Raw genomic sequence first — 20,200 nt, 5'->3', positions numbered from 1 at the left:
TAAAGGCTGGAAAGCCTGGAGCAACAAGTTGGGACGTCAGGGAGGATATTAGACTCACTGCGGGATTTAATTGATGAGGTTAGGAGAGTGGACGTGCTTGAACAATATGATAAGAAAGGCGGTGCTGGTTCCTATGGCATTTTTAACGCTATTCAGCCTATTCGGCTGCGGTAAACCTCGGGATGAACGGGCTGCAGAAGAGATTCTGAAATCCATGCAGAAGAAATACGGTGAGGAATTTGTACTGGACGGGATTGGCGGAAGCTGGGGGACGATGAATAACAATACGCTGAAGGCGATTGTGCGTCCGAAGAACGATCCGACCCTGAAAGTGCCGGTGGAGATCACAAAGGATTTCAAGCAGATTTATGATCAGTATCTGAATCAGCGGGTGGCGCGGAACGAAGAACCGAAGATTCAGGAGTTGGCCCGAAAATATTGGCCGGACGCCAGAATTGATATTGCCAATGACACCAGGCTGACCTATCCGGAAGAGAACGATACGTCAATGTCCTATACAGAATTTTTGAAACTTTATCCTATGAACACTCAATTGATTTCTATTTATCTCGATGGCAGCAATTATGTTGACGAACAGGGAAGTATGGATCAGGAAGAGGAGCTTGATAAATATCTGGAATTTGCTGAGCTACTGACCGAGCATCACTATGTAAGCAGCACAGTAACCTGGGTTTTTCTCACTCCTGAGGGATACAAACGGTTAGACGAAGCCAGGTCCTCTAGTTCCTCTGTCAATGTTCATTTATTAAATATGGAAAAGAAAACTGGAGAAATTCTTATCGCAACAATGGTTGGTTACAAATTAAATGCCCAAGGGCAAATCAAAGAGACACGGGCGGAAATCAACTCCTACTTTGATACCTGGAAGGAAAAAAGGATTGAAAGCTTGGGACAACGAGGTGGAGCCTGATGGACGACAATAAGCTCACCGAAGTCGAATTAAAAAACATATCCCAATTGGTATACCTGGATATTATTAATAGTCGAGGCATTAACACGGATATCGAAAACCTATACATCAAGAAGGGTGAAAAAATCACCATTGGGGAAGTAATCGACTACTATACCGCAGGTGAAGGCTTAAAGGAGCTGAAACAGCGTTACCCTAAAGAGCTGAATGGAGTCGAGGAATGGAAACAATGGGTCCAGCTTCTCCACACTATGGATACAGATAAATATCAGGACTGGGAAATCACTAACGTTGTGTCTAATAACAGACAGAACGAATCTGGTTTTGTCGCCTTTACCGTAGATACGAAGAACGGGGCACAAGTGGCCGCCTTCCGCGGCAGCGAGCCGCTCGATAAGCCATACTACCGGAACGACTGGAAGAACAACGGAACGACTGCGTACGAGCTTGAATCGGTGCAGCAAAGGGACGCTGCGGAATATATGAGACATTTTGGCCAAGGTGGCGATTATGGTCTGTACCTGACAGGTCATTCTCTCGGAGGAAACCTGGCGCTGTACTCTTCTTTTGTTATGACTGATGAACAGAGAAAAAGGCTGATCTCGGCTTCGACCTATAATGCGCCTGGCTTCAACAAGGGCCTGCTGGCGCAATTCCAGAGCCGGATTGACGAGATGAACGAGAACGGGCAGATCCGAGAATTCCGCAACAAGCATGATATCGTCCCGGCGCTCTTCACAAATCCGTCAGATGGTATATATATCGATACCACATCGGAAGAATTAACGGGCTTCTCGCATCATTCCCTGTTCTCATTCGCTCAGGATGACGAGTCTACCTTTCACCGGTCGGACTCCCAGATGCGTGCCGTAATCCCCAACATAGTGCACCATGTCACCGTGGGGCTGGAGGTGGTGCCGAATTTCCTCAAGGAAACGCTGGTCCGGGAGGTGTTCAAAATCTGGGACGGTGATATTGAAATTCAGCATATTCTCTTCGCGGCTGCGGCGGTAGCCGCCATCTTCATTGCCGGACCGGTTGCTGTACTGGTTGGTGCCTTAAAGGTAGTGCTGGCCTTGTATGTTATCGGATTCATTATCGATAAGGTAATTCCGTGGATCAAGGAAGGGATTGCCAACATTACGGAGATGGTGGAGACGTTCTTCGACGAAGCTGTCGAGTACATCACTAATCTTGTGTTTCAGGCAGTCGATGCCGCCAAACTGATCGGCAGCAAGGTTGTGCAATTTACGCAGCAGGTCAAGGGGGCTGTAACGCAATTCTTCAAGGATCTGAAGGATGGCTTTAACCGCTTTGTAGCGGATACGATCAAATTTGTGGAAGCCCAGAAGGAGCGTTTCATCAAACTGAAGGATCAGGCTGTCAAAAAGCTGGGGGATATCTTTAATTCCGTCAAATCTGCGATCACCCGCAAGAAAGATGAAATCGTATCTGATGTCCGTTCCTTTACGGACAAGCTGATCGGTGAGATCAAATCGAAGATCAAGACGGTGGCCAAAATTGCAGTCTCAGCCGCAAGTGCGGCACGAGCAGCTCAGATCAAGGCCAACCTGAACCGGCTTGAGGCGCTGCATGAAAGCTTGAAACAGAAGGAAGATCAGATCTCGGACGTAATATCGCGTATCCTCTGCATCGCCTCCGATGTCAATGCCAGCGTATCCGGCGCCTACCCGGAAAGCTATGTCCGTGCTCAACTGAGAGAACTTCAGAGTGTCTGTGAGGAAGTCAGAGCCAAGGAACGGCGCGTATCAGAAACACTGAAGCAGCAGTCGGAGGCGGTCAAGTATTCTGTGTATACTTACCGCAGCACTGAGGCCAGACTATCCGCACTGGCCCGTGCCTGATCATTGGTACAAGGGACCACTGGCAGCCTTCGGCAGGCTTCACGTTCCAGCATTTAATTACAGTTATATCGAAGGGAGCAATATTTTATGAAACGATTAACAAGTCTGCTTGCCGTTTTTTTGATTATTACGCTGTTCTCATCCTCTTTTCAGGCGACTGCCGCCAGTTTACCGCTTAGAGTAGTGGTGGATGGACAGAAGGTAAGCTTCCCTGATGCCCAGCCGTTCATTGATGACCAGCAGCGCGTTCAGTTGCCGGTACGGTTCGTTACGGAAGCACTTGGCGCCAAAGTATTATGGGACGGACCAGCCAAGAAGGCAACCGTTATCTTGAACGGCAAGACCATGGTCGTCTATATCGGCAAGACCAGCTATACCGTGGATGGAAAGACGAAACAGATGGATACCGCTGCGGTGTTCAAACAATCCAGAACATTCGTACCACTGCGTTTTCTCTATGAGGGCCTGGGTCTCAATGTCAATTGGGATGATTCCGTGAAGACGGTATACATTACGACCGGAGCAGGCGGAGCAACACCTACTGCACCGTCTACTGCAACAACAAAGACGGCTGACGTCCACGGATTCAAGGTTAATTATGAGAAGTTGGGGCCAAATCTCGATCCAGTATATATCACTAAATCCGGGATGACCGTATTCGAGAATGATGAATGGGAAGCCGGGCAGTTTCTGTTCCAGCTTACCATTGTCTTCGGCCAGGTAGGGGCTGATCCTGTACAGGAGGCAAAGGATGCCGAAAGCATTCTACGTCAGAAGGTCGAAGAGAGCGTTGTTGATACGGTTATGGCGTATGCAAGAACCAAAACGAAAAGAAGCGATATCCTGCCGGACAAAACATTTACTTCTGAGAAATACACCATTTATGTCGGTTCTCAGGAATATGCTGATGTAGCTATTAGCCTTGCGCTAAGATAAAACCTCCGATAAAGGGAATGGGCCAGCACACAATCCTCCATTCATTAAGACTTATATAGAAGGAAGGGATAATTCATGAAACGATTAACAAGTCTGCTTGCCGTTTTTTTGATTATTACGCTGTTCTCATCCTCTTTCCAGGCGAGTGCCGCCAGTTTACCGCTTAGAGTAGTGGTGGATGGACAGAAGGTAAGCTTCCCTGATGCCCAGCCGTTCATTGATGACCAGCAGCGCGTTCAGTTGCCGGTACGGTTCGTTACAGAGGCTCTGGGAGCAAAGGTCCTGTGGGACGCATCAGCCAAGAAGGCTACAATTGTGATGAATGGCATGACGATGGTTATCTACATCGGCAAGAGCAGCTACATCATAGATGGAAAGACCAGACAGATGGATACTGCTGCACTGTTTAAGCAGTCCAGAACGTTCGTGCCGTTGCGGTTTCTCCATGAGGGACTAGGTCTCAATGTGAATTGGGATGATTCCGTGAAAACGGTATACATTACGACCGGAGAAAGTGGAGGAAGCGGAGGAATGACTGCCGTACCGTCCACAGGGACTCAGACAGCTGACGTTCACGGGTTCAAGATTGATTACGTGAGGATGGGGCCTAATCTTGAACCGGCTTATATTACCGCGTCCGGGATGACCGTATATGAGAATGAAAATCCGACAGCCGGCCAAATTTTATTGCAGCTTACCATTGTTTTCAGTGATGACGGTTCTGATCCGGTACAGGGAGCGAAAGACGCAGAGGCTATTTTACGTCAGAAAGTTGAAAATAGCGTGGTCGATTCGGTTATGAAGTATGCAAGAACAAAGACGAAAATTAGCGATATTCTGGCAATGAAGGAGTTTTCCGCTCAGAATTATACCATCCTAGTGAATTCCAGGGAATATAATGATGTGGCTATTACGCTTGAACCTAAATAGACGTTAGATATGGGGAAGGAGAACTCGAAAGAAGTGAGCAGAATAAAATGGATACAATACCCGGTTATCATGCTGTCTGCCGTGATGGCGCTGCAGCTTATGTCGGGTACGATATTCTCAGTAGGTACAGGAAATTCAGTCGTTCCTGAGGACTTTCCCCAGACCCCGGCTGAAGCCCGGGAGTATATCAACAAAGATATGAAAGAGTTATACAATGAATTGAATTATTATGTGCAGGAAACGAACAATGGGAAACTGCGGGAAGATCTGTTGCAGAAGCGGATTGACAGTAGAGAATATACGTTTGAAATGGTATATGGGGCGAGTCATGGGGAGCGGCTTGTGCATAAGAATAATATGTATCCATATTCAGGATATAATCTAACAGGTGATTCTGTATCCGCCGAAGGGGTCCCTTGGTATGCGGGATGGAGCGGCACCAAGATTCAGGATTTTGATATGGTGAAGAAACCGTGGCTGAACCCCCGGGTCGGAGTGAAGAACAATAGGTTCAACCATTACTCTGACCCCTCGAATAATTACCTCGCCAATTCAAACGGAACCTTTGAGCAAGCTATCCTGACCGGCCTCAATCTGGAATACGGCGGCAAAACATACAGCGAGTTCATATACAATAACATGAACGCCGGGTATAAAGACCGCGTCGTATATGATTTCAACTCCACACCTTCCAAGGGAGGCAGCTGGGTGGACTATGTACAGGTCATTCAGCCGCCTACCTTCCTGTCCTGGGGTTCAGGCCGGATTTATATCAATCATCCCGATGGCAGCTTGACGTATCTCGGGATTCCGATTGCTCCGTTCGTGCTGCAGGTGGATGATTTGTCCGCAACTTTTGAGAGCTTCCCTTCGGGGGCTGTCGCCGGGGACTCTGTGACGGTGGGCGTTAGGATCAACTCCACGTTCGATGGTGACCGGACAACGGATTTCGCCTGGGAGATCAAAGACGGGAGCGGCAAAACGGTGCCAGCCAATTACAGAGGCCACGAACGAAAGGCGGCGGGTCCTATTACGATACCGGGCAACAGTGAAAGGATGCTGTACGCATCCTTCATCATGCCGGAGACCAGCGTCAGCATAAAATTGCAGGTGAACTACGGGAAGTCTCCGGAAGAGGTAGTCTATACCAACAATACGGTCAGTTCCACGCTGAAGCTCGTGCAGCCAATGCCTGCTGTCAAACAGAAATATGATCTTGACTATAATGTGCTGTCCAGAGAGATTAGTTTCCCCCTGGCTAATGGCAACCAAATTACAGCAGTGCTGAAGCTTCCGGGTAGTTCCCGGTGGAATGGCAACGCTGTAGGTGCGCTTAATGTAGTTAACGGTATGCCTGGCCTGCTCCGTAATTTCCAGGTGAACAATAACCCGGCAGTGAATGAGGCTGCGACGACCATTACGCGAACTCCTGTCATCACTGCAAAGCTGCAGCGGACGGATTTCGGAGACAACCCGCTGGGGGGAGAGTGGCTGAATCCGGGCAATGCCTACACGCCGCGCGCAAAAACGGGAACTGTCAGCTTTAGCGGAGAAGTAAACCGGAATTACATTCACACGTATGAGTCCTGCAAAACAGTAAGCGGTACGGACGGCAAACCGATGAGGGAATGTAAGACGCACGAGGAGTCCGGCAGCACCTCTGCCCCGTTTAGTCCGGGAGAGGATTCGATTACCGTGAATACCTTCATCTACAACGGTCGCAAAGATATCCCTGATAAGGAATACCAGGACAAGATTGAAGGTAATGCCAGGGATTCCTTGAGCAAAAGATTGCTGTGGACCACCGAACCTTATAAAATCGATACCATCCGGTGGATGGCGCATGCAGACGAAAGCGGAGCCCTCAGCAACTGGACTGATGTGAACGGCCAGTACGAGCGGACCTTCACGCAGCAAGGGATCGGTAATCTGGTCTGGAAGACAGGACAGACTATGGCCGACGCTTACCGTCAGGGCAGAGAAGCGGCCAGAAAAATGACTAACAATAAAGCGGATTATGACAGAGCAGTATTCGCTACGGACCGGGAGCTTCAGAATGCCGATTACCCGATTAAGTCAGGATATTACTTTAACCCGGCCGGCGTGTATAACTTTACACTGGAGACGGTTACGTATAAGCCCAACAAGGATGATACGAAGGATCACAAAGAATTGGTGAAAGCCGTCATTGATTCGTTCCGTTACGAAAGTGACCTGATCTATATCAACAACAATAAGGTTCCGGTCAATCTCCTGAACGAGCCGCTTGAGCGTACAGGCAATACGATTGTCCGTAAGCCTGCCGCCTTGAGTGTTGAGAATGCCAAAGGCGTCAATGCGTTGCCGCTAATTCTTGTAGAGGACCGGTCCACGGACAGTTCCCGCTATTCCAAGGAAGTGGAGGAAATCTATCACTCCCAGGACCGGAACAATTTGGAGGCGACGCATATCTTCTGGAAGAATATCCTTGAAGGATATTCACAGTCCAGTACCAAAGGAAGCAATGATGCCTTCCTGTACCGGGAGTTTGTCAAAGACGGCCAGCATATGTACAAAATCACGGAGAAGACAACTGTCAGCATTATTGTTAATCCGGACAATGCCCCGATCTATACAGATGCCGGTATGTCAGACGGCAATTATTATGTCAAAGCCTGGATTGCTGATGTTGATCTGTCATCCAGCACGAACGCTTACCATACTCTTGGTAAACTGGTTGGGATCAAGCCGCTGGATGAAATCCGGGTGAGCGTTAAGGGGTCAATGTACGATGATCTGAACAACTAAGGCATAGCTAATAAAGAACATCAAAGTGGACAACTCACTCTCTACACTAAATTATATATAGTACCTTAATATATGTTATAATAAGCTTCTTACTGTATCTTAAGAAGAATAGAGGTCGCTAGAGGATGAAATGTAAAATTAATCGCAATGCAGCTAAAGTTTTGAAGGATATGCTGAGCACTCAGGAAGCGGAAGGCAAAAAGATTCGTGTAGTCATTACACAGAATCACGGGGATCACGGCCATTATGATGTGACCCTTGATACGCCAACCGAGCATGATGAAATTGTCGCTACCGACAAGGGGATCGAGGTTTTGCTGGATACGCGTGAGCCGCTATTGGATGGCGTTTGGATTCAATATTTTTATGTGCCGCAAGAGGGCTTCTTTATCACGAATCCATCTACCGGTTTTCTTGAAAAATAAGCGAAAAAATCAAGAAACGGACAAGTGGGGAATTCAATGGATAAGCATGTTGGGCGGATAGTCAAGCTCTGATTTTGAGATTGAGCCTTAACAAGAACAAAGGATTTAAGCGTGTACACTAAGGTCCTCGCCTGCAAGCTATGGAGTATTTACAAGAATAAGCAATGAATCAATAAGGGCTCTGCTACCGTAACGGTAAGGGAGCCTTTTTTGCATGAATAATTGTAACTACTTAGTTTCTATGTGTTCTATAAAAAATACAATGGTAATAACTTGTAGCTCTGTGTATAATTTTGTATGATGTCAGACGTTTTAACTATACATAAAGCACTATCAATGGGAAACCAAGTGCTTGAACAAAGGCAAACTCGTACGAAAGTCGGGGACGCAAAGCCACGGGCCTTCCGTCATGATCTCATTCATGGCCTGGCAGCCGGGTTACTCAAGAGGCTTGGTTTTTTGTTGTCATTTTTAGGGGGAGAAGCATGAAGAGTGTATCGAAAAATGGTTGGCAGGGCTACTGGCCGCAGGATTGATAATGGCAGGTATACCCACAGGGCAGAAGGTATCCGCGGAAAAAGCTGATGGGATTGTAACCCAAGATTCTTTTAAGAAAATATCAAAATACTTTGGTAATGTGTATTTTGAAACTCCAAACTTAGTTGAAGGAAGATCAACAGTCACAAGTTCTACTTTTGGTAAATGAATTAGAGAGAGAACAGTATCTATTATATCTGGTACTGGCTTTTCTCAAGAATTAAAATGAGGGTAATTTATGATGAAAATTAAATTCAGGAATATCCTGAGAGTATCTTTTTTAATAATTCTATGTTTAATACTAGTGGTACTTTTTCATAGGTATGAAGGCTATGAACGTAGGGCACTTCTTTTCGAATTAACTCGTGAGTGGATTATTTTTTATTTGGTTTTGGTAGAACTATCACTATTTCTAATGAGGAAATTGAAATCATTTTATGGATTGTTCAAAAGAATAGTTTTTGTTTTAATAAGTGGAATTCCTTTAATTATTTTAATTCTTTTCATGATTAATGATATATATAAACTTTCAATGGATGCATTTGTATTGGGTTATCATTCAAAAGAGGTTATGATTATCGATCGTTACAGTCAGTACAAAACCAGCGATAAAGTTAAGATTACAGTGGATGGTGAAATATACACGTATTCTCTGTACCCAGGTTATATAGATGCAAAAAAGGGCAAACATTATCAAGCTAATTTATTTAAAATGTCTAAAATAATGATTTCCGTAAAAGAAAGGAATAATGATTAGGACGAATTTGTGGACACTTAATGCGGTAAGCTAATAGATCTTTCATTTGCTTCGGCTAAATAATGTAAATTTAAATAGACATTTTAGTAGGAACTTCGGAAAAAATGGAATAATTTGCTTCAAGAATTGCCGTAAGCGAGAGATACATGCTCTTGTGGTTTTCTTTATTTTAGACTAATAAATTACCTTGCCTGTTACACCACGACAGCTATGGTAATCGGATGAAGATGACCATTGATTACGCCCATGGCGGTACTGGCAATGGTAACGGCAACGGCAATGGCAACGAAAATGGGACGGAAAACTGCCAAGTCGTACTACCAGGCTTTATTCCACCGGGACTTAAGAAGAAATGCGGCTGGACGGATGAAGAGTATCCGGACATGCATCCAGGTGGACCACGGGACGGATGGGATCAGCAGTACAAGAAAGAGCATTGGGAGTTGAACTTTATCAATGCCTTAAGCCTGGCCTTACAGAGCCGCTCGAGGTCTCGGAAGCAGACAGCAGTAAATGGAAGGTGTACGGTGCAGGCGGTGAGCGCCTTAGCATGACCTTCCTGGTTAATCTGTTGGCTGAAAAAGGAATGTATGTGGAAACCTTGATAACTATCGCAACTCCTGTAAGGGAATATAAACTCGAAACAAAGGTAGGGCAACATATTCAGATGAATAATAATCGAGATAGTGAAATCGTAATCAATCCAAAAAAATAAAATTTGCGTGAGGGATTTTCATGTTACTTATCGAAGCAATTGTAATTTTTCTAATTGGCATAGGATTTATATGTTTCCCTAAATATATGAGACACTATAAAACATATGAATTAATGAAGCCAGTTAAAGATCCTCCAGTTATTGTTATAGTATTTAAAAGAATATTTGGTTGTATATTACTTCTGATCAGTTTTATATTGTTTTTTGGTTTCATAATTAATGTATTATAAGGTGGTCTGAAAATGGATGAAATTCAAGTCAGAAGCGACGCTGAGCCTGTTCACAGCACAAGCAAGTGTGCAGAAAGCTAATAACGATTAATGAGGTGAGTCGTTTTGTATCCGAAGTTAGTAGCACCCTTTGAAATCATACCATTTGATATTATGACGAAAAGAGAAGCAAACCATTATTTTGATTGGTTCACTTCACAGGCACCTGAGAGAATTGAAACCCTAACTGCTTTTTATGTAGAGACTAAGGGAGGCAATAAAGAGGATTTGAATTTGTCTCAGGAATCATTAGTTAAACTGTGGTCTTGGTTTATTCAGCAAATAGAAATGGTTCCTAAAACGGAGGAAGAGTTAGAAGAAGACATAGATGCAGTTCCTGACTGGCTGAAGTAAGAGGTCTCTAGCAAGACACTCAAATTTAGTGATATGACAAGTTCGCTAATTATTGATGTCGGCATCTATTTTGGAGCAGTTTTTTTAAATGAAAATAGTACTTTGAAATGGGGAATACTATATAAACCAAAGAATTATGTGTATGTTAATCGACCTATTATCTACAGGATTCAAGAAAGCTGGGTTAAATCCTATTGCGGTTGTAAATAATTGCTCTCTTAGTGAAATAGAAAAAAGTGCAAATGAAAATCAACTTTTTGATCTGTTTAATACCTGGAAAGAATATTTATAGAAGTATTGAGCTAACCACATGCGAGTGTAACAACTCCATGTGGTTTCTTTTTGTCTTTAAAAAAAAATCACAAGTCCCTTGAGGAGAAAGCACATATACATATGACGACGCAGATCAGCTCTTAGAGCTGAGACACAGTAATCAATTCCAGAAAACCCTGGAACAGCTGACGTAATTGTACGATCCTGTCAGCAACCATATAGGGATTGAACGTAAATCAGACGGCAACGATGAAGAGGATTTGGGCGACAAGGATAGTGAAGAACGAACTGTAAAAGCAGCAAAGACCTAGAGTTCTCACCCTAGGTCTTTGCTGCTTTAATAATTTTCGGTCCTGTTACAATCATCTCCCTCAATGAGTTGCCGTTACCTTGATCTCATCCAACTTCGGCTTTGGCTGCTTCAGGGCCAGGAAGGCTACCAGAATGCCGAGCAGCGTGGTCGCAGCGGAGATCAGGAACGCAGTATGGATCGCGGAGTTGAGATCCGCCGGCTGCAGGTGTTCGAGAGTTGATCCTGTTCCCAGGCTTGCCGAGATAATTGCCATAATCACCGCTAAACCAATAGCTCCGCCGATTTGCTGACCTGTCGAGATCAGTGCGGAAGCGATGCCTTGCTCGTTCGGCTCAATACCGGCGCTGCCCGCGATGAACATCGTTGTAAAGACTAGCGCCTGACCGATACCGATGATCACTGTACCCGGAATGATACTCCAAGCTGATCCGCTCGCAAACAATCCCGTCAGCATCAGGAACCCGACGGCTCCAAGCCCCATGCCTGCGGCGATCGTACCAGCCACGCCGACCTTTGCGAGCATGGTATTGATGAGTTTGGCGCCGACGAAGGCACTCAGTGTAAGCGGCAGGAAGCTAAAGCCCGATTGGATAGCCGAATAGTGCAGCACATCTTGCGTATACAGCGTCAGGAAGTAATACAGCGAGCCGAATGAAGCCGAGAACAGAAACGCTGTCAGTGCTGCACCTGTAAGATTACGATTGCGGAACATGCGGAAGGAAATCAGCGGCTCCTTTGTTCGTTTTTCAATGGCTATGAAAGCAGCCAGCAGGAGCACGCCGGTCAAAGCGAAAGGAAGTACCGATGCGCTGACCCAGCCTTCGACCGGTGCTTGAATCAAATAATAGACAACGCTTAGCAGACCAGCAGTTACCGATAGTGTACCAGCCGCATCATAATGCTTGGCGCCTGCCGGTGCCTTGCTTTCAGTCAATACGAACGGTGCGAGAATAACGGCTAGAAGTGAAATCGGCACATTCACCAGGAAGGTCGCTTCCCATCCGACGTAGCTCGTTAGAGCCCCTCCAAGCAGCAGGCCAAGCGACATGCCGACACCGCCCATGGATGCCCAGATGCCCATCGCACGGTTACGTTCCGGCCCCTCGTTGAAGTTTGACATAATAAGCGATAAGGTAGCCGGCGACAGCAGCGCCCCGCCTAGTCCTTGCAGTCCTCTAGCCGCGATTAACATAAGCTGCGACTCTGCCAATCCGCCCATGAGCGAGCCGAGACCGAAGAGCGCCATCGCGATTATGAACATGCGTCTTCTCCCCATCAAATCAGATAAACGCCCGCCGATCAGCAGGAAACCCCCGAAAGCAAGGGAATATGCACTGACCACCCACTGGAGATGATTCGCTGAAAATCCGAGTTCACTTCCCAGAGACGGCATTGCCACGAAAATAATGGTATAATCCAGTGCCATGACCAGCTGCGAGACCGCCAATATAAATAGCGCCAATCCTTTGTATTTTGTTGCGTTCATGTTCGAGTCTCCTTCGCGTGCAGACAACAGTGTCTGCAATAAATTTTATTTGACCATTCGGTCTGGAATGGGTAAAAAGGAATGAAGCCCCTTGCGACGCTTCATTCTTGGTCCAGCACAGATAACGTAATCTTAGTAATTTGCTCGATGACGAGCGGATCATCCGACAATTTGGCCGCTTGTGTTAGCCCGTAGCGTGCATGGTACAAGTACCGGGCTAGCGCCTGCAAATCCCGGTTGGCGCTGAACTCGCCCTGCTGCACTCCCCGGACCAGAGCATCGTAAAGTGCCTGCTCCAGCCGTTTTTTATCCTCATTGAACAGCACGGCAATTTCGGGGTCATGCGGAACCTGGTCAATAGCGCTATAGAGAATGAAGCACTCCTTGCGATGCTGCTCGTCTCTGAGCGTCTCACCGATAACCTCGAATATATCCGTAATTGCTTTCTTCACAGACGCCGTCTCCGCCAAATAAGCGACTACCGCAGAGGACTTTTCATTCACATAATGATTAACCGCCTTTAGGAAAAGGTCGCGTTTCGTGCCATACGTATCGTACAGACTTTGACGGGCAATGCCGAGGCCCTCGAGCAAAAGCTGCATGGAGGTTCCTTCATAGCCATAATGCCCGAACACCTCCATCGCTTTATGCAGTACGAGATTGGTATCGAATTCTTTGTTTCTTGCCATTGGATAACCGCCTTTCTCATCTACCATGCTAGCGATATTAGAATGTTCAGTCAAGAAGAGGAAGTAAAAGGCAGTGAGAGAGAAGGTCTGTCACTCTACAGCGAATTACTCCGAGAAGCGTACAGCATCGTTAACACTACCGACGGACTCGATCGCCACTAGCGGATTCCAAAAGTCGCGGTAACGTGTGATCAGACCGTTTTTGGTCTCCACGACACTGATGTATGTTTGGTTGTAAGGATTGCCTGTTTCCCGATGCTTGCCGGTAGACTTGAACTCCGCAATAACAAGCTCGGGATCCACCGTCAGATGGAAGACAAGATCAGTGAATTGAACCTCAAAATGTTTCGGGAAGTTCTGCATGTACTCATAAAGCTCAGCCTTGCCTTGCTTTTGATCCGGGAACCCTGCGGGGCCGTATGGGAACTCGAGCAGGCCATTCTCATCCCACAGGTCAACCCATGCCTTAATGTCGCCGCCGGACAGATGCTTCAGATGATTGCGGAAGGCCTCTTGTGCTCTTTCACGTACTGCTTCTTGCGTTACGGTTTGGTTTGTCATCGTTTGTTCCTCCAATTTGGATAATAGTTTATTTGACCAATTGGTCTGAAATAATCAAAAAAATAATCGTTCCTTTTGACCACTCAGCACCTCCTGTTCTTGATGAATTCATAATACCAATTCCGGATCGATCAGTCAATAATTAATTTCAAAATTTTATTAACTCGAACCTGTAATATGAGCAATACTTGCTGTATTCACTGCATATTCACTCCGTCCGAAATAAGGTTTACTGAAGAGGTGAGAAGCATACCGAAGGAGGAACAGATTTCATGACACAAGCTATGCAGCGTCAGGAAGCAGTAACCATTCATAAAAATGAGGCATTTGCCGCAGTCGCGGAGCAGCTGAAACCCCGGCTTATTTACCGGGAGTGCAGCCCTAAGCAGATTGTGCATGTGATAAAGAATGAACATATGATCCATGGCTGGCAGGCCGAAGGGGTGCAAAACGCGGAAGACCTCGCTGACCTCTTATTCGGCAAAGGTGAAGAGGTAATATTGGATTTCGGAGAACATCTGGTCGGAAAGCTGGCCATCCGGATCGTTCCCGTAGGGAGCCCGCCGGATGCACCGCTTCATTTGCAAATCACACTGGGCGAAATGCCCGTTGAGATGGCGGAACCGTTCTCCGAATATAACGGATGGCTCAGCAGCTCCTGGCTGCAGGAGGAGCGGGTTCATCTCGATGTGCTCCCCGGCATATTGAACCTGGAGCGGCGATACAGCTTCCGTTATCTCAAGCTGAAGGTTCTCGATACCTCACCCAAATATAAGGTATCCTTTGAAGAGATCAGCTGCACGGCGGTAACCTCGGCTGACCGGTCTGCTCTATCTCCGCTTATCCATACAGACCCGGAATTGCAGGCGATCGATGAAGTCAGCGTAAAAACACTGGAGGAGTGTATGCAGGAGGTATTCGAAGACGGCCCTAAGCGGGACCGCAGATTGTGGCTGGGAGATCTGCGCCTTCAGGCGCTCGCCAATTATGAGACATTCTCGGGCAATGAGCTGGTGAAACGCTGTCTGTATCTGTTCGCAGCCTATCCGGATGAGCGTGGCAGGATCACAGCAAATTTGTTCATGAAGCCGCAGGTGATAGCGGACGATACGTATCTCTATGATTATTCGCTCTTTTTTGTCGCTACGCTTCATGATTATTTCCTGGCTACGGAGGACCTGAGCACACTTGAAGAGCTGTGGCCGTCCGCTTACCGGCAGATAGAGCTGGGGCTTGAGCGGCTGGACGAGCGGGGGATCGTAACCGATGACGAGAGCTGGTGGTCCTTCATTGACTGGCATCCCAAACTCAACAAGCAGGCTCCTTCCCAGGCGATCTTAATTTATAATTTGAAGCGCGCGCTGCACCTGGCCAGCCTGCTCGGAGATGAAAGAAAGGATGAGCTGGAGCAGGTGATCGGAACGCTTACGCAAGCTGCAATGGAGCATTTATGGGATCCTGAGTCCGGCTATTTCATCAGCGGCAGCCAAAGACAGGTATCGTATGCATCACAAATCTGGATGGTGCTGGCCGGAGTACTGGTACCAGAGCACGGGAAGGAACTTATGCTGAGGCTTCTGGATGACGAGAATTCTGCAATTCCGATGTCTACACCGTATATGGTACATCACTTTATCGAGGCGCTGATTCAGGTCGGCGAGAGGGAATTAGCCATCCGGGGGATGAAGAAGTATTGGGGGCAAATGATTAAAGACGGAGCGGATACGTTCTGGGAGCTGTATGATCCCAAGGACAAGAGCTTTTCCCCCTATGGCAGCCCTCTGATTAACAGCTATTGTCATGCCTGGAGCTGTACACCAACTTATCTGATCCGTAAATATAAGTTATAGGGACAGCATGAACAACCTGAGCAGCCGCAGCCGCGCTGTCTCAGGTTGTTTTATTTTTTTTGCGGTAGAGTAGGGGGGTTAGCCCGTAGCGCTCGGCGAATTTTTTGTGAAAAAAACTCAGGCTCTCATAGCCGCATTCGCCGGCAATCTCTCCGATGGGGCGGTCGCTGCTGGTAAGCAGGAGAGCAGCATAAGCCATCCGGTACTCCTGTACCAGCTCACCGAAGGTCTTGCCGGTGCTTTTCTTCAGCAGATTACCCAGATAATTCGGATTGAAATTAAAGTGTGCAGCCAGCTCCTTCAGGGAGCAATCCTGGAAATTGCACTCCAGATATTGCAGAATTCCCAGCAGATCGGCCCTGTTCGTATAAGGAAGGCCGTTTATGGCAGAGTCCTGCTTCAATACCCGCATAAGCTCCGTGAACACGATGACCATATAGCCGCCTATCATATCTGCCGAGAAATCCCGGGGATCGTAATACTCGCACATCAGGCTGGCAAGGGTATGATGAAGGTTCAGGCAATTCTCCGACCGGAAGACCAGATACCGGTTATGGGCAGCGGAAGGAGACTGGGCATTGACCAGAAAATCGGATAATCTCCCGTCAATCCCCAGACGGGTCAGAAAGGCTGCGTTCAGCGTTTCCTTACGCATGAGAATATTGATTAGAATGTCATCCTCATCCAGACTGGAGATCGAATGGGGGACATCCGTATCAAGCAGGCAGATCTGTCCTTGAGTCAGCTCAACCCTGGATCCGCCTATAGTCTGCCGGCAACGGCCGGAATACATATAATTGAGCTCGATAAATGCATGAGTATGCTCCGGCATGGCTGCATACCTGTGGTGCTTGCTGATATGATAATCGCCCTGGCTGAAAAAGAAGTGTTCCGGCAGACGCGGAACCCGTTCCCCTTCAGGCAGGGCCAACTCTTTGCCGCCGAATTCCTCAATGTTACGGCGGGTAAGCCGCTGCTTGACTTCTATGGCATTATGGCGGCGAAGGAAATGTTCAAGCTCCGCATGATCCATCCGCTCCGCCTCCCTTTCCGTTATCACATTGCTTGCGATACTCCTCTGGTGTGTAGCCGGTCATTTTTTTGAACAGCCGGAAAAAGTATTTGGCGTTGTCGATCCCGAGCGCTTTGGCGATCTTATAAATCTTATCATCACTGGTGCGCAGGAGGAGCTTGGCACGCTCAATGCGTTCTTGGTTGACGTAATCAATCAGATTCTCACCGGTTTTATCTTTGAACAGAAAACTGAGGTAGCTCGGGCTAATATAGAACAGGCTCGACAGATGCTCTAATGTGACCGGTGAGCTTATGTTTTTGCGGATATAGACCTTCACATTGTCGATGACATTGGGAGAAGAATAGACCGATTGCTCCTTCAACAATTCTGCGATGGAGGTGAGTACCGTCAGGAAGTAATGCCGGATTTCTTCCGCATCAAATGAAATGCCAAGTACGGCTTCCAGACTTGAAGACGGATGTTGCCCGCCCTGGGTAGGGAAATAGGCTGATACGAGAGCTTTGACCTCAGCGATGAGGTACCGGCAGTTCTCTTTGAGCTGGTGAATCGTCGCCGCAGGCTGTCCGCGGTAATACTCAAAGTAACTGTGAACCAGTTCCGTTACTTTCTCCGTGTTGCCCGACTCGATGAAGAAGATCAGGTCGCCGCTTCCCTCCCACATGACAGGCCCAGCCTGGTAGCTGCCCGGATGGTAGTGGAAAAATTGGCCCTGATCGGCGATTGCACGGCAGTTCAGTGCAGAGATGGATTCCTCTCTTGCCTGAGGGAGCTCTGTCACAGCACTTTTCACAGTGCTAATGCCAATGCAGGCCTGCGGCCCTATGCCGGCAATTAATTTCCGGGCTTCGGAAGCAGCCAGTTCCAGTACCTCGCTGTCCTTTAGCGAAGCGTCACACAGCTGGAGGGAAAAAGCCAGCTTCCTGCTCTGAGGGTGGGGAAGAAACAGATGTGTTCTCTCTAAGACAGGTTCCTGGGCAGCTAACTCTTCCGGATTATAAAGGGTCAGCAAAACCATTCTGCTGGAAGACATCAGATTTCGCATGGGAGCAGACCGGAATACAGGGGGGTTCTGAGCAGGATAGAACCCGGCAACATATTGCAGCAGGGCATGCATATCTCCAAGAAGACTTAACTGTTCAGCTTCTCTGGTAATATTCTGTGTCTCCGCCTTGGCAGACTGCTCACTTTCGATGGCGGTTACCGCTTTGGAGATTGCACCAAGAATTTCTTCCTTACTGAACGGTTTCAGCAGATAATGGACTACCCGGGCGGAGATGGCCTCCTGCATATATTCGAAATCGGAGTAACCGCTGATGACGATGATCTTTTTATCGGGATATTGGCTTTGCAGCTGCCTAAGCAGTGATTTTCCGTCCATCACCGGCATCCGCATATCTGTGAAGATCAGGTGCGGATCCGCCGTGCGGACAAGTTCCAGGGCATCCTCGCCGTTATCCGCTTCCCCGCAGAAGCTGAGCTCCTCTGTCACGCCGCGGATCTTTTTCAGCAGACCCTGGCGGATCAATGGCTCATCGTCAACAATGATGAATTTGTACATGGCTCAGCCTCTTTTCAAGTGTTTTTGGAGGGAAGGGTCAAGGTGATAGTCGTTCCTGTATCAGGTTCACTGGCAATGGCCAGGCCAAAATCAGAGCCGTAGTACAGGGCGACGCGGGAGTGCACATTTTTAATGCCGATGCTTTGCCTGCTCCGGTGGCCCAGCCCCAGGAACTCCGGCGGCTGTTCCAGCAGCTCATGAATTTCCTTCAGCCGCTCAGCGGAAATGCCGATCCCGTCATCGTGGATTTCAAAGATAATCCGTCCGGTATCAGGCTCCAGGAAGCCTTTTAGCAGGAGTAAACCGCTTCCTTTCTTGTTCTCCAATCCGTGGTAGACGGCATTTTCCACTAGAGGCTGAAGAATCAGCTTGAGAATTTTTGCTTCCAGCACAGCTGGTTCTATCTCTTTGACATAGCAGATTTTGCTGCCGTAGCGGATCTGCTGGATGGACATATAGTTATCCACATGCTGCAGCTCGTCCCGTGCGGGCACCAGCTCGCTGTCGGTTTTAATGCTGTAACGAAACATATCTCCCAGAGATTTGGTCATCACCGCAATGCTGTCTACCTCTTCAATTTCGGCAATACTGTTGATGGATTCGAGCGTATTATACAGAAAATGCGAGTTAATCTGGGCTTCGAGCGCTTTCATTTGCGAGTCCATAGTCAGGATTTTATTCTGGTAGCTTTCCCTGACAAAGGTGTCGATGTCCTTCATCATTTTGTTGTATTCGTTATACAGGAAGCCGATTTCGTCGGTCCGCTGGGGCTCGATATCCGTCGTAATGAACTTTTGTGATTTATTTTTGCGCATGATTTTGGCAAGGTGTGTGATTGGTTTAGTAATCCAGTTGGAGAGCAGGACAGAGAGCAGAATGAAAATGACGGCACAGGTAAGGGAGATGTACACGATCAGTTTCCGGGATATCCCGTATTTCTCATATAGCTCACTTAGCGATATATTGGCGATGACCGACCAATGATAGACGGGCAGCCGCTGGATCACGGTCAAAATGTCCCCGCTGTAAAATTCCAGCTCATTACTCTGCATGGCCATCGTTCTGCGGGTTAAGGTTTCAGGCAGCCGGGTGTCGATGTTTTTACCGGTGCTGTCATAGATAATGTTGCCTTCGTCATTCGCCAGGACAAAATAGCTCATGTTAGGAACGGCATCCTGATTGAGTCCCTTAAAGATATCCAGGCTGCAGTCCAGCATGAATACGCCAAGGAACTCTTGTGTCTTCATATCGTATAGTGCACGGGAAAAGAGAATAGAAGGTTCAGAGTTGATAATATAAGGCTTTACGCCGGGGTCGCCGATGTAGAGCTGGCCTTTGCTGGCAATGGTCTTTTGATACCAGTCATCCTGGAACGGGACGTAGTCCACCTGAAGCTCAGCCGTACTGCCGTAGCTAATGTTCTTGCCGTCAGGAGAGAAAAGATAAATCCCGTTAATATAATCATAACTGAGCAGCAAATTCTCGAAAATCAGCTTCAGCTTGTTCTGTATAATAAAAATATCGTAGGAATCGCTGGTGACGGCCAGCTTCTTCAATTCATCACTTACTGTACTGTATGCGGTTGCACTGGACGACTGCTGCTGAATGGTTAGCGAGATGCGCTCAATATTTCCGAAAATATCTTCTATGCCCTGAACGGTATTATGAACGGTGTTGGAGGCAACAAGTGAGGTTTGCTGGTTGACCAAATCGGTATAGCTCTGATAGGAATTATAAGTGACGATTACAATCGGAATCACGGAGACCAGGACCAGCGCCAGAAAAAGTTTTGTTTTGATACTGACAAATTTCATGCTCGTTTCCTCCGATTTAGCTGGCCGTAAAATAGTGCACCCTAAATGCAAAAGTAATTATACCGCTTTCACGATTAAGATATCAATACAGCCACCTTACAGAATGGCTGCCGG

General features: G+C 47.3%; 17 protein-coding genes and 1 riboswitch. Of the genes, 11 read left to right on the top strand and 6 right to left on the bottom strand.

What is annotated here, in order from left to right; all coding sequences use genetic code 11:
* Nucleotides 1–97: 97 nt before the first annotated feature.
* From L6H70_RS14710 to L6H70_RS14665, 10 genes are all read left to right on the top strand, one after another.
* On the top strand, nt 98–931 hold the full coding sequence (locus tag L6H70_RS14710; RefSeq protein ID WP_236334322.1) for a hypothetical protein: 834 nt from the start codon (nt 98–100) through the stop codon (nt 929–931).
* A complete protein-coding gene (locus L6H70_RS14705) occupies nt 931–2,796 on the top strand; it encodes an Mbeg1-like protein (protein ID WP_236334320.1) in 1,866 nt (621 codons plus the stop codon). Before L6H70_RS14710 ends, L6H70_RS14705 begins: the two co-directional genes overlap by 1 nt.
* Before the next feature lie 87 nt (nt 2,797–2,883).
* The gene (locus L6H70_RS14700) at nt 2,884–3,732 is read left to right on the top strand and encodes a copper amine oxidase N-terminal domain-containing protein (RefSeq protein ID WP_236334318.1); all 849 of its coding nucleotides are present in this window, start codon (nt 2,884–2,886) and stop codon (nt 3,730–3,732) included.
* Between the two features lie 75 nt (nt 3,733–3,807).
* Nucleotides 3,808–4,662, top strand: coding sequence for a copper amine oxidase N-terminal domain-containing protein (locus L6H70_RS14695; RefSeq protein WP_236334315.1), 855 nt, complete (start codon nt 3,808–3,810; stop codon nt 4,660–4,662).
* 33 nt (nt 4,663–4,695) lie between these two features.
* Nucleotides 4,696–7,449 (top strand): hypothetical protein, encoded by a 2,754-nt coding sequence (locus L6H70_RS14690; protein WP_236334314.1) that lies wholly within the window; start codon nt 4,696–4,698, stop codon nt 7,447–7,449.
* 125 nt (nt 7,450–7,574) lie between these two features.
* Entirely contained in the window at nt 7,575–7,874 is a 300-nt protein-coding gene (locus tag L6H70_RS14685; protein WP_236334312.1) for an iron-sulfur cluster assembly accessory protein, read from the top strand.
* 351 nt (nt 7,875–8,225) lie between these two features.
* Nucleotides 8,226–8,320, top strand: a riboswitch (cyclic di-GMP riboswitch).
* 62 nt (nt 8,321–8,382) lie between these two features.
* Nucleotides 8,383–8,580, top strand: a complete 198-nt coding sequence (locus tag L6H70_RS14680) for a hypothetical protein (protein WP_236334310.1) — start codon at nt 8,383–8,385, stop codon at nt 8,578–8,580.
* A 69-nt stretch (nt 8,581–8,649) separates the two neighbouring features.
* Nucleotides 8,650–9,168 carry a hypothetical protein gene (locus L6H70_RS14675; RefSeq protein ID WP_236334308.1) on the top strand — a complete coding sequence of 173 codons (519 nt, stop codon included), beginning with the start codon at nt 8,650–8,652 and terminating at the stop codon, nt 9,166–9,168.
* A 409-nt stretch (nt 9,169–9,577) separates the two neighbouring features.
* Nucleotides 9,578–9,883, top strand: coding sequence for a hypothetical protein (locus L6H70_RS14670; RefSeq protein WP_236334306.1), 306 nt, complete (start codon nt 9,578–9,580; stop codon nt 9,881–9,883).
* A gap of 335 nt (nt 9,884–10,218) precedes the next feature.
* Entirely contained in the window at nt 10,219–10,506 is a 288-nt protein-coding gene (locus L6H70_RS14665; RefSeq protein ID WP_236334304.1) for a hypothetical protein, read from the top strand.
* 644 nt (nt 10,507–11,150) lie between these two features.
* Here the strand turns inward: L6H70_RS14665 and L6H70_RS14660 are convergent.
* The 3 genes from L6H70_RS14660 to L6H70_RS14650 form a co-directional block, all read right to left on the bottom strand.
* Nucleotides 11,151–12,578, bottom strand: a complete 1,428-nt coding sequence (locus L6H70_RS14660) for an MFS transporter (protein ID WP_236334302.1) — start codon at nt 12,576–12,578, stop codon at nt 11,151–11,153.
* Between the two features lie 101 nt (nt 12,579–12,679).
* Entirely contained in the window at nt 12,680–13,267 is a 588-nt protein-coding gene (locus tag L6H70_RS14655) for a TetR/AcrR family transcriptional regulator (protein WP_236334300.1), read from the bottom strand.
* 105 nt (nt 13,268–13,372) lie between these two features.
* Nucleotides 13,373–13,828, bottom strand: coding sequence for a nuclear transport factor 2 family protein (locus L6H70_RS14650; protein WP_236334298.1), 456 nt, complete (start codon nt 13,826–13,828; stop codon nt 13,373–13,375).
* 272 nt (nt 13,829–14,100) lie between these two features.
* On the opposite strand from L6H70_RS14650, the gene L6H70_RS14645 reads away from it, so the two are divergent.
* The gene (locus L6H70_RS14645) at nt 14,101–15,678 is read left to right on the top strand and encodes an alpha-L-rhamnosidase-related protein (RefSeq protein ID WP_236334296.1); all 1,578 of its coding nucleotides are present in this window, start codon (nt 14,101–14,103) and stop codon (nt 15,676–15,678) included.
* 40 nt (nt 15,679–15,718) lie between these two features.
* Here the strand turns inward: L6H70_RS14645 and L6H70_RS14640 are convergent, their stop codons facing one another.
* The 3 genes from L6H70_RS14640 to L6H70_RS14630 are packed head-to-tail and all read right to left on the bottom strand — an operon-like array spanning nt 15,719 to nt 20,086.
* Nucleotides 15,719–16,711 carry an AraC family transcriptional regulator gene (locus L6H70_RS14640; RefSeq protein WP_236334294.1) on the bottom strand — a complete coding sequence of 331 codons (993 nt, stop codon included), beginning with the start codon at nt 16,709–16,711 and terminating at the stop codon, nt 15,719–15,721.
* The gene (locus L6H70_RS14635; protein WP_236334292.1) at nt 16,692–18,272 is read right to left on the bottom strand and encodes a response regulator; all 1,581 of its coding nucleotides are present in this window, start codon (nt 18,270–18,272) and stop codon (nt 16,692–16,694) included. The genes L6H70_RS14640 and L6H70_RS14635 overlap by 20 nt, the downstream gene beginning before the upstream one ends.
* Nucleotides 18,273–18,286: 14 nt before the next feature.
* Nucleotides 18,287–20,086 (bottom strand): cache domain-containing sensor histidine kinase, encoded by a 1,800-nt coding sequence (locus L6H70_RS14630; RefSeq protein WP_236334290.1) that lies wholly within the window; start codon nt 20,084–20,086, stop codon nt 18,287–18,289.
* Between the last annotated feature and the right edge of the window lie 114 nt (nt 20,087–20,200).

The organism is Paenibacillus auburnensis, assembly GCF_927798115.1.
Lineage (GTDB): Bacteria > Bacillota > Bacilli > Paenibacillales > Paenibacillaceae > Paenibacillus_AQ > Paenibacillus_AQ auburnensis.
Note: the sequence above shows the minus strand (reverse complement) of the source record. Positions and strands in the feature narration are given on the sequence as shown.